We start from the raw sequence: 10,670 nt of genomic DNA, 5'->3' as shown, positions 1-10,670 counted from the left end.
ACATCGCGCAGCGAACACGCCCAAAGCTCCAGTGTATCTTCAACAGACGCGCCGCCATTCATCATGTTCTGAACCATGGTTGCCCATAGATTCAGAACTCCAACAAAAATGCAACTGTAGTGTTAGGTTCTAGACTCATAAGTTCGTATCCACAGGCGGGTTGACGCTAGCATGACGGTCGCCAGGAAATTTCTGGCGAGCTTGTCGAAGCGGGTGGCGACCCGCCTGAAGTGCTTGAGTTTGTTAAAGAAGCGCTCGATCAGGTTTCGTTGGCGGTAGAGGGCCTGATCGACAGAGCGTTGAACCTTGCGGTCGCACTGTGTCGGGATGTGGGCCTCGCCGCCCCGGGATTTGATCAGATCGATCAGCGCTTTCCAGTCATACCCACGGTCGCCGACGAAGGCTCTGGCCATGGGCAATCCTGTCAGCGGCAGCCTACCTTTAACACGTGCACGATGCCGCTCAGCACACGCCGGCCATCAACATGCCGCGCACCAGGGCGGTTATGGGGAAGATGGGGCTCAGGCGCAGCCCATTGCTCGTCATTCAGCCAAAACTCGCCTGCCATGATCCAAACTCCTCCAGACAATGAGTTTGAATCATAACAGCTCGTAGCAGTTCAATTAGCTAATCGGGTTTTGAGCCTCGAGCAAGCGCATCTGCCGGCGAGCCGGCCTGGGCAATGTTCCGGGCGAACTCATATAAACCGCCAAGACGTCGCCTCTGGACACCCGGCCGAGAGCTCTCACGCCATGGACCGAGGGACGGCAGCCAAGCGCCGCTCCCGTTCCTCCAGGAAGACCCGGCAGCGTTCCTCGCCGTGCGCGATCAGACGGTTGATATTTTCCGGGCTGCGGTCGAATTTGCCCTCGTAGTCCAGTGCCTGCTGCATCTCATCGGACATCTCGATCCACGGTATGTAATACGGCTTGTCAGGCCCCTCAGCGAAAGGTTTCGGCATAAGAACGGGCTGCGTGTACTCGTAATACGCGTGAAATCCCGGCCGGAAAGCGTCACCGAGGATCAGGTCGTTGAGCATTTCCACCAGCTTGAGGTTCTGGAACAGCGAGATATTGCCCTCTAGCTGATGGCGCCGGTCCGCGATCTCGCCCGGCAGCACGGGGATTTTGCTGCGCTTCGTGGGGTTGATCTTGATGACCCAGAGTTCGTGCGGGACGTTGCCTTCGCCCACAATCCCTTTGCGCACGAGGTCGTCGATCGGCGGATTGTCGGAGAACAGCCCATCCCATAACGCGTCACCATCCACCTCGACCGCCGGAAAGAGGTTGGGCACGGCGGAGGAGGCGAGGAGATGCTCGATCTTGATCGTCTCCTTCGTCGAAATGAATTTCCGCAGCCGCCCGGACAGCACACTGGCGGCGCCGATGACCAGCACCGGGCCCGTCGGCTGCGGTCCCCAGGAGGCGATTTCGTCGAAATCGATATGGTTGCGCAGCAGCGCCTTGAGGTCGACGAATTCCTGCCGGTAGGTCCGCATCATGAGATGGATCATGGCCTGTATCAAGGGCATCCCCGGGCTGGTCTGGAAAGACGCCAGAGTGCCGGCGTTGACCTGGCGCATCCAATCGATGATCGCGTCATTGACCATCCGTTCCGACCATATTTCAGCCGTGTTGTCCTGCCAAAACTCGATCAGCCGCCGCCAGATCGGCGTCTCGTTCTTGCGGATCGCGTACCAGATCAGCGTCGCACACAGTGCACCGCCCGAGGTCCCGCTGAGACCGACGAGTTCAAACTTGTCGGTCAGCCCGTTCTCCGTCAGTGCCTTCAGCACGCCAGCCGTGAAAGCCGTCTGGCTTCCACCACCTTGGCAGGCAATCGCGACCTTCGTTCTCATTTCAGCTCCCCTAGGTCGATGCCGACTCTACCGGGAATTCCCTGATGACCTTTGAATTCCGCCCTTTCTATCGATGGTATCATGTCCATGGCGTTTGTCTATTTTTCCCGGCGACAGGAATGGCCGCCATCAACCGGCTTTCTCGTCTTGGGCTTATCCCTTCGGCGCGGCAATGCCGTTTCCCGTGGGTTATAACGCTAAAATCGATCTGGACTACCGCCAGCGGGCTTCCCATATCCAATCCGTTCTACAAGAAACATGGGAATTGGACTGGCAGTCAGCCTCTAGATTATGAAGGGCCGTGGCGGGCGTTTGCGGGCGATTTCGGATGTCCCCGCGGCGCGGCTTTTCAGTTCACGCTGCCATCCGGCCCGCAGGAGGAATCGTGACCAAATCCGCAATCGCCACCCGAGAGGAGCCTGTGGTGTTCGTCATTGATGACGACCCATCGGTGCGTCAGTCTTTGGGGGATCTGCTTCGCTCACTCAACCTAAAGGTGGAAACCTTTTTGTCGGCGCAGGAGTTTCTTCAACGGGCCCACCCAGACTCACCAGGTTGCATTGTGCTTGATGTCAATATGCCGGGGATGAGCGGACTGGAATTCCAACGCGCCCTGATGCAGCAGGGCGTTGACCTCCCCATAATCTTTATCAGCGGTGATAGTGACATTCCCATATCTGTTCAGGCGATGAAATCCGGGGCCATCGAGTTCCTGACCAAGCCTTTGAACGAGCAGGCGCTGCTTGCGGCGATTTATGCGGGACTGGAACGCGATCGCGCCCGGCGTATCCTCCGTCAGAGCCTTTGAAATAAAACTGGCACGTTGAACAAGGGATGATCTCCAAGCCGGCCGCGGCCGAGGGCATTGAATTTCATGCCTTCCGCCAATGCCGGCGCGCCCTGCCGTGCCGGAAAGCCCGGCATCCCATTGCAGCTTGGCAGGCGATCTAAACCAAAGCACTAGAAGCTTCGCCCCACTCGTGCGCCCTGCTAGGCAGCATGTGCAGTAAACCTCACATACGTAAGCATAAATCCTCCACGGGCGTAATCGTTTTGGACGATTCACGGTGCTAGCTTGATCGTTGGGTAGGGGGCCATATTGTTCGCCAGCCTAGTCGGGGACGACGACGAAAGCGCAGAAGCCGCGCAGACGTTCTACGACGAATGTTGGCGGTCATGGGTCTGCGGCCACGAAACATCGCCATCCTATGCGGCCGGGCATTGGCCATCACGGCCTGTGCACCGGGCGCCGGTGAACCGCCGGCATCTATCCGGCGGTTAACGACCATATCCGGCGGCGCGAACCGGCGATGTCCTGATTCGCGCTGCATAAATTGCCACAAGCAGACTGACGCAGCGTATTCGATTTGGCTTAGAGAAGGAGTTTCTCATGAACGCAAAAACGCATGACGGCACGGCTGATATTATTCCCGGAACCGTGCATTATATTTCGGCCGAGCAGTTGGCGAGGCTGGGGATGGACGAAATTGCCTTCGTTAAGCCGGTGATGACCGAGGCCGGTCCAGGGTATGCCATTCATGCGGCTGACGGCACGCCGCTGGCGATCGCGACCAACGCACCGGTGGCGGTGGCGGCGATCATCCAGAACGAAATGGTGCCGAGCCTGGTGCATTAACCGACGGGGGGCCTGAGGCCGTGCCCCGCTGGCCACGTGGTTACTTCCTTAAAATTTGTAAAATCAATTTTTTTATTTTACCATTTCACCTTACGACGCTGGCATGTGAATGGCCGTCGCCGCCGCGGCGGGGCACCGCGCAAGCCATTCGTGAAAAAGGCGTCGAGTCGCAATAATTATTGCCCTCTGGGGGAAGACACATGCCAACCGGCCCCTTGAGTGAAGAGCATCCCGTTGTGTTCATCGTCGATGACGACGCCTCACTGCGTGATGCTCTGGAAGATCTGCTTCGGTCCGTCGGGCTGGAGGTACGGACGTTCGGGTCCGCACAGGCATTCCTCCAGAGCAAGCGTCCCGACGCGCCGGGATGCCTTGTGCTCGACGTCCGAATGCCAGGGCAGAGCGGCTTGGAATTCCAGCGGACACTGGCGGCCGCGGGCATCCATATTCCGATCATATTCATTAGCGGTTACGGTGATATTCCCATGACGGTGCAGGCCATGAAATCCGGTGCCATCGAATTCCTGACCAAGCCCCTGCGCGAGCAGGATCTGCTCGATGCGATCCAGTTGGGGATCGAAAACGACCGCGTCCTGCGCCAAACGGCCAAAGCAGCTGTCAAACTGCAGGAGCGCCTCGATTCATTGACGCCACGCGAACGCGAGATTCTTAAGCTGATCCTCGCCGGCCAGTTGAATAAACAGATCGCGGCTCACCTATCGCTGAGCGAGGCGACGGTGAAGGTCCATCGCAGCCAGATCATGCATAAGATGCAAGCGCGTTCGCTGGTCGATCTGCTGCGAATGGCCTCTGCGCCGGGTATTTCCCTAGAAAAACCACGAGCGATCTAAACCAAAGGATTAGAAGCTTAATCCCAAAATTTGGCAGCACTAGACCATTCGGACAGAAAACCTATGCTGACGGGTAAAAAAGCCACTTGCTGGCTAATAGTGCCGCATCCATGAGTAGTGCTACTTTCGGTTTCGAAACAGGAGAGCTCTCTTGCCACAGGTTCCCGTGATTTCGGTGGTGGACGACGATTTGTCAGTCCGCGAGGCGACGCTGGACCTCCTCAAAGCGATGGGGTTCAAGGCAGAGTCGTTCTCTTGCGGCGAGGAGTTTCTTGCATCCGAGTTGCGCCACAACACGTCCTGTTTGATCTCTGATATGCGGATGCCAGGTTTGTCGGGGCTCGAGCTTTATAACTGCCTCGTTAAGGCAGGCACCCCCATTCCAACCATTCTCATAACGGCCTTCCCGAATGACAGAGACAAGGAGCGTGCATTGCAGGCCGGCGTCGTTGGCTATCTTACCAAGCCATTCAAAGAGACCGAAGTGCTCACGTTCATTCATTCGGTTCTCAAGGGCTCCAAGGGGGGAGCGGTTTGAGATGGATGTGTGTCTACCTCATGCCCTTACGATCTGTGGCCAAGCTAAACGCATGAAATTGCTCGCTCAAGCTTAAAGCTAGAGCATTCAGCTAAAAGCTGAATGCTCTAAGCGGCGGCGGGGATGTCCCAGCGGGCCGGCAGGGTAAAACGGAAGACGGCGCCGCAGGGCTGGTTTGGCGCCGCCCATATTCGGCCGCCATGGGCTTTGACAATCGAGCGGCTTATCGCCAGTCCCAGGCCCATGCCGCCGGACTTGGTTGTGTGGAAGGCCTCGAACAGCTGGTCGACATGATCCGGGTCGAGCCCGGCGCCGGTATCCCTCACTTCGACGAACAGGTCGGTCTCGTCGTCCCAGCCGGAATTCACGGTGAGCTCGCGCTGGCCGTCGGCCTGCTCCTTCATCGCCTCGACGGCGTTGCTGATCAGGTTCAGGATCACCTGCTGGATCTGGACCCGGTCGGCGGTCACGACCGGCAGGCCGGGTGAAAGGCCGGTTCGCAAGATGACCTTGTTCTTCTGCAAGACGTCATCGGCCATGGCGATGACTTCGAGAATGGTCGAGTCGATGTCCAGCAGATCCTTGTGCGGTGCCTCTTTCTTAGCGAGCGCGCTCACGCGGCTGATGATTTCGCTGGCGCGCTGGCAGTCTCGGAGGATCCGGCCGAGCGCCGTGTTGGCCTCGTCGACATGGGGCGGATCGGTGGCGAGCCATTGGGTTGCGGCACTGGTGCTCGCGGCGATCGCCGCGAGCGGTTGCTTGACCTCGTGGGCGATTGAAGAGGTCAACTCGCTCAGTAGCATCACGCGATTGACACGCGCAAGATCCTCCTGGGCCTCCCGAAGCGCCTCCTGTGCTTGCCGGCGCGCGGTGATGTCGTTGCTGGTTTCCAGGAGCCCGGCAGGCCGCCCCCGCTCGTCGCGCTTCAACGACCAGCGGCAGGCCTGGATGACCGGCGTTCCGTCGCGCTTCCTGCGGACGACCTCGCCCTCCCAGCGATCCGTGCTCAAGAGCTCGGCCTTGATGGCGTCGAGCGGTATCGGGAAGGTGGTACTCAGGAGCTCGCGGGAAAGTTTGCCGACGGCCTGGGCCGCGGTCCATCCATAGAAAGCCTCGGCGCTGCGGTTCCAGTAGGTGATCACATTGTTCATGTCGCCTGCGATGATGCAGTCATGCGTCAGGTCGAGGAGCTTGGCCTGCTCGCGCACCGATTCAACCGTTGATTGATAGCGCGTGGCGAGGAAAGCCGTCAGCGCCATCGCCGTGATGGAAAGGGCCGTGTTTAAGAGGGTGTCACGTTGCGGTGAGATGGAGTTAGGTGATATCAGGTAGGACAGTACCGTCAGGCCCACACACCCCAGGAAGACGAGCCAAACCTCGCGCGGCTTGCAGAAGCTGGAGCTTGCCAGCACCACCGCGACGTAAAGCATCGCAACCATGATATCTTCCGGGGTGACCGAGTCGAGAATGAATATCCCAACAGCCCCCACAGCGGTCGCGACGGGCAGGCTTCTGGATCGGATAAATTTCCGCACAGCTTCTCGACGTATCATCTGATAGCTCCCCATCTATGGTTGATTCTTCCGGGCAGCAGCCGCCAAGGCAAAGTTGGTAGAATCTTGGACCGTGGGGAAGCAATTTCAAGAGCCCGCAGGAACAACGGGGTTTGTTCATGTTGTGGCACGCCATTTGGACCGCCAGCGAAGGCTGTCATGCCCTGACACAAATTCCTCCAGTGCATGGAGTGGGCCCCTGGCGGCCCACTCCACTAGGCATATATCATAGCGATGCCGGGGTGATGTCCGCCGGTCGATCGATGTCGAGTATCTCGACGGGATCGACATCAATCAGCGTGTCCGCCGGTAGCCTGGCAAGGAATCGCCGCGCCCCCCGATCGCCGTCTGCACTTGCCCGTGCTGCGGCGTAATCGGTCTCGGTCAGAAGCATCGGCGGCGTGCGGATATCTCCCGCCAGGCAAGCGCAGGAGCTGTCATGTGCCGCAAGCCGGCGCAGCAGAGCCGGTTTTACATTCGGCATGTCGCCAAGACAGATCAGGAGGCGGCTTGCCCGCCGTGCGACCGCCTGATCAATCGCCATATGGAATGAGACCGCCATCGGCTGCCCGGGTGCGATGCTGCAAATCTCGATTCCTGTAGGCAATGCAGCTGCAACGTCCACAGAAGAGACGATAGCCAGCATGGCGTCGCAGCCTGCGCCGAGGAGAGCCGTGGCAGCCGAGCGCACCAGCGCCCCACCGCGATAGGGCGCGAGAAGCTTGTCCTCCGGGCCAAACCTGCGCGATGCCCCGGCCGCAAGCAGCACGCCGAGGCTGCGCATCAGCCAACCGTCTCAGCGGCGGCAGGGGTGGCGACTATCTCGCGTGTTCTGGCTGCTGCCATGATCTCGGCAAGTACCGAAATCGCGAGTGTCTGTGCGTCACGCGCAGAGGGAATAAGGCCGATCGGGCCGCGCAGGCGGGCGATCTGTCCGGCGGGCACGCCCATTTTCTGCAGCCGCGCCAAGCGACTCCGTTGCGCCCCACGGCTGCCCTGCGCGCCGATATAGAAGGCATCGCCTGCCAGAAGATAACGCAGCAGCTCCGGCTCATAATCGTGGTCATGGTAGAATAGCGTCACGGCGGTATCGGCATCGACCAGAACATCCGGCAGATCCGAAATCCGCGAGAGTTTTTCGGCCTTGCATCCTGTCAACCGCGCGGAGCCGAGCGTCACGTCATCATGCGACAGAAGCAGATGGTCATGCCCAAGGCTCGCCGCGAGGTGCGCAAAGACAAGCGCCTCAGGCCCGGCGCCGAAGATCACGAAGCGCACCGGCGGACGGAAACCGAGAGACAAGCCGTCATTCACAACGCCCGTTGGCGCATAGGGCGCGATAGACAGACGTCCCTGCCTCGAGACGGACAGCGACACAGGCCTGCGCGCCGCCCGCCGCCGCGCCAGTTCGCCAAGCACATCAGGAGCGCGCAGGGGGAAAAGCATCACCTCGATCGCGCCGCCGCAGGGCAGCCGCAGATCGAAGAAGGGCGAGCCCGCCCCATAGCGGAGTCGCTTGGGCCACCCGCTCGCCCGCACATCCGGCGCATGAAGAATAAGGTCCGCTTCGATGCAGCCCGAGGTAATCGCCCCGGCGCAATGGCCATCGGCAGAAATGGCAAGCGCTGCGCCGAGGTTGCGATAGGCAGGCCCTTCGGTCGCCACAAGGAGGGCGATGACCGTGCCATCTCCCATCGTCAGGGCGGCGTCCCAGGGGTCGAGCAGAGCGGGATGCAGCCCGTTCGTCGCAGAGAGCGGCGTCCAGCTACAGCCTGCTCCCTCGGCGCTCATGTCTTCGTCGCCTTGAGCGCGTCGAGGATTGCCTGCGGTGTCATCGGCAGATGGCGCATCCGCACGCCCACGGCCGCAAAAATCGCGTTGGCGAGTGCAGGCGCCATGACGGTCGTGCCCGGCTCGCCCAAACCTGTCGGCGCCTCGGTGCTCTCAACCATCTCGATGGTCATCTCGGGGGCGTCGACCATGCGCATCGGCGTGTAGGTATCCAGGTTGCTATCGATGACCCTGCCACCCTTGAACTGGGTGCCCTCATAGAGCGCCATCGACACGCCCCACATGGCGCCGCCCTCGACCTGCGCCCGTGCGCCATCCGGATCGACGACAGTGCCGCAATCGACGACCAGCCAGACCTTCTGCACATCCACATGGCCCGTGGCCCGGTCCACATGCACCTGAACCGCGCCGCCGACCCATGTGGGCATTGAGCGCGCTTGGCCGTAGGTCGTCGCAATCCCGATCGCCGTGTCGGCGGGCAGGCCGCCCTTGCCGTAGCCTGAAATCTCGGCAACCCGTTTCAACACCGCCGCCTGACGCGCGGCCCCGCCGACAGCATTCGGCGCGGACCCCGCGTTGCGGCCCTGGGCGGTGAAATGGTCGAGGCGGAACTGCAGCGGGTCCTGCCCGACATGGCGGGCGGCCTCGTCCATGAAGCTCTCGACCGCAAAATTGATCCAGCCTGGCGATACGGAGCGCAGCCAACCGGGGCGGAAGGTCGCCTCTGCCAGCTCATTCGATATCGCCCGGGCGCGCTGGGCGCCGACATCATACCAATGGTCCGCCCCGTCCGAAGCGAAGGGATCATAGTGCTCGCCATTCACCCCTTTCGGCATGAAGGAGGGCACCATTACCTTTGTCGGCCAGCCAGAGGCAACGGCGGTATCCATCGCGATCACCTGCTTGCCGGCATCGAAGGCCATCCGCAGGCGCGACATGGTCGGCGGGCGGACGCTATCGAACTGTACGTCGTCCGGGCGCATCATGACCATCTTCACCGGCTTGCCGCCGAGTGCCTTGGAGGCAAGCGCGACCGGCACCGCATAGTCACCGTTCAGGCGGCGCCCGAAACCGCCGCCCAGCAGGTAGGAGCGCATGATGACCTTGCCCGCGCCGACGCCGAGGGCCGTCTGGAGCCATGGCAGGCACAGCGATTGCCACTGGTTGCCCGTGTGAATCTCCCATATGCCATCCTGGTTCTGGAAGGCGAGCGCGTTCAGCGGTTCCATCTGGAAATGCAGCACAGTCTGCGTCGTGTACTCAGCCTCCAACGTGTCGGCGGCCTTGGCAAAAACCGGGTCAACGTCGGTATCGCCAGTGTCAAGCAGCGCCCCGGTTTTCGGATCATCGATCAGGCGCTTGTTCTCGGCCTGGATATCGGCCTCGCCAATCTGCTGCGCATTGCCCTTGATGTCGTAGCCGACCTTCACGAGCTTCGCGGCCTTCTGCGCCGCCCAATGGCTGTCGGCGATCACCATCGCCCAGCCGGGCACGGTCCCGGACGGATCGTCGATCTTCAGCGTCTGCTGATAGCCTTTCACGCCTTTCGCCGCGCTGTCGTCGATCCCCGTGACAGCGCAGCCATAGCGCGTTGGCGGCAGGATCGGCGCGGCATGGACCATGCCGTCCACCTTCGAATCAATGCCGTAGATCGCCTGCCCCGTGGTCTTGGTGCGGATATCGAGGGCGGGCAACGCCTTGCCCAAAAGCGTCAGATCCGCATGGGGTTTCAGAGGCAGGGCCTGCAGTTCGGCGGCGGTGAAAATGCGGGTAACACCCTGCGTCACGAGCTCGCCAAAGCTGGCCGTCTTGCCGCCGCCAGAGACAATGCCGTTCTCGACCGTGATCCGGGAGGCATCAATGCCCCAAAGGCTTGCCGCCTTTTCCGCCAGCGCGATGCGGCCCGCGGCGCCGGCCTGCCGGTAGACCGGCCAGCTTTGCCAGACGGACCAGCTGCCGCCAGTTACCATCGTCCCCCATTTCGGGTCGCTGTCGACATGGTCGATATGCACATCGTCCCAGTTGGCGCCAAGCTCATCAGCGAGGATGCGCGCGATCGAGGTGCCGACATGCTGGCCCATCTCGGCCCGGATGATGTTGACGTTCACCTTGCCGGTGCTGTCGATCCAGTACCACAGTGTGGGTTCATATTTTGCCCCCACGGCGTCCAGGGGCAGGCCGTCCGGCGCCTCTGGATTCATGGTGGCTTGGGCCCGGCGCGGGAAGCCGAACACGGCACCGGCCGCGCACATCGAGACGAGGAAGCCGCGGCGGCCGAGTTCCAGCCTCGCCGCACGGCGGGGTGGGAACATGTCATTAGAGTCTTCTGCGATTAGGTTGACGCATATCCTGCGTGCCTGATGTAGTTTGCGCACTCTGTTGGGGGGAAGTGATCGAGCAATGAACCGATACGCTTCCATGTTGCCTCAATGGTTCTCTCGGC

At 60.9% G+C, this 10,670-nt stretch carries 11 protein-coding genes; 5 read left to right on the top strand and 6 right to left on the bottom strand.

What is annotated here, in order from left to right:
* Positions 1-122 precede the first annotated feature (122 nt).
* On the bottom strand, positions 123-413 hold the full coding sequence (locus ACLPJJ_RS08475) for a transposase (RefSeq protein WP_443590524.1): 291 nt from the start codon (positions 411-413) through the stop codon (positions 123-125).
* A 332-nt stretch (positions 414-745) separates the two neighbouring features.
* Positions 746-1,858, bottom strand: a complete 1,113-nt coding sequence (locus ACLPJJ_RS08470; protein WP_443590523.1) for a patatin-like phospholipase family protein — start codon at positions 1,856-1,858, stop codon at positions 746-748.
* A gap of 44 nt (positions 1,859-1,902) precedes the next feature.
* Here ACLPJJ_RS08470 and ACLPJJ_RS08465 point away from each other — a divergent pair, with 44 nt between their 5' ends.
* The 5 genes from ACLPJJ_RS08465 to ACLPJJ_RS08445 all read left to right on the top strand — a co-directional run bounded on the left by ACLPJJ_RS08465 (position 1,903) and on the right by ACLPJJ_RS08445 (position 4,883).
* Entirely contained in the window at positions 1,903-2,247 is a 345-nt protein-coding gene (locus ACLPJJ_RS08465; RefSeq protein ID WP_443590522.1) for a hypothetical protein, read from the top strand.
* Complete coding sequence (locus ACLPJJ_RS08460) at positions 2,244-2,666, top strand: response regulator transcription factor (RefSeq protein WP_443590521.1); 423 nt, start codon at positions 2,244-2,246, stop codon at positions 2,664-2,666. Before ACLPJJ_RS08465 ends, ACLPJJ_RS08460 begins: the two co-directional genes overlap by 4 nt.
* Positions 2,667-3,248: 582 nt before the next feature.
* Positions 3,249-3,494, top strand: coding sequence for a DUF1150 family protein (locus ACLPJJ_RS08455; protein ID WP_443590520.1), 246 nt, complete (start codon positions 3,249-3,251; stop codon positions 3,492-3,494).
* A 200-nt stretch (positions 3,495-3,694) separates the two neighbouring features.
* The gene (locus tag ACLPJJ_RS08450; protein ID WP_443590519.1) at positions 3,695-4,345 is read left to right on the top strand and encodes a response regulator transcription factor; all 651 of its coding nucleotides are present in this window, start codon (positions 3,695-3,697) and stop codon (positions 4,343-4,345) included.
* A gap of 151 nt (positions 4,346-4,496) precedes the next feature.
* Entirely contained in the window at positions 4,497-4,883 is a 387-nt protein-coding gene (locus ACLPJJ_RS08445; RefSeq protein ID WP_443590518.1) for a response regulator transcription factor, read from the top strand.
* 107 nt (positions 4,884-4,990) lie between these two features.
* On the opposite strand, the gene ACLPJJ_RS08440 is transcribed toward ACLPJJ_RS08445, so the two are convergent.
* The 4 genes from ACLPJJ_RS08440 to ACLPJJ_RS08425 form a co-directional block, all read right to left on the bottom strand.
* Positions 4,991-6,322: a sensor histidine kinase gene (locus ACLPJJ_RS08440; RefSeq protein ID WP_443590516.1), complete on the bottom strand. Its 1,332-nt coding sequence runs from the start codon at positions 6,320-6,322 to the stop codon at positions 4,991-4,993.
* 340 nt (positions 6,323-6,662) lie between these two features.
* Positions 6,663-7,220: a nucleotidyltransferase family protein gene (locus ACLPJJ_RS08435; protein ID WP_443590515.1), complete on the bottom strand. Its 558-nt coding sequence runs from the start codon at positions 7,218-7,220 to the stop codon at positions 6,663-6,665.
* On the bottom strand, positions 7,220-8,227 hold the full coding sequence (locus ACLPJJ_RS08430) for an XdhC family protein (protein WP_443590514.1): 1,008 nt from the start codon (positions 8,225-8,227) through the stop codon (positions 7,220-7,222). Before ACLPJJ_RS08430 ends, ACLPJJ_RS08435 begins: the two co-directional genes overlap by 1 nt.
* A complete protein-coding gene (locus ACLPJJ_RS08425) occupies positions 8,224-10,539 on the bottom strand; it encodes a molybdopterin cofactor-binding domain-containing protein (protein WP_443590512.1) in 2,316 nt (771 codons plus the stop codon). Before ACLPJJ_RS08425 ends, ACLPJJ_RS08430 begins: the two co-directional genes overlap by 4 nt.
* Positions 10,540-10,670 lie beyond the last annotated feature (131 nt).

The sequence above is a fragment of the Acidocella sp. genome (genome assembly GCF_052326845.1).
Taxonomy (GTDB): Bacteria; Pseudomonadota; Alphaproteobacteria; order Acetobacterales; family Acetobacteraceae; genus Acidocella.
This window is presented reverse-complemented; position numbering and strand designations above follow the sequence as displayed.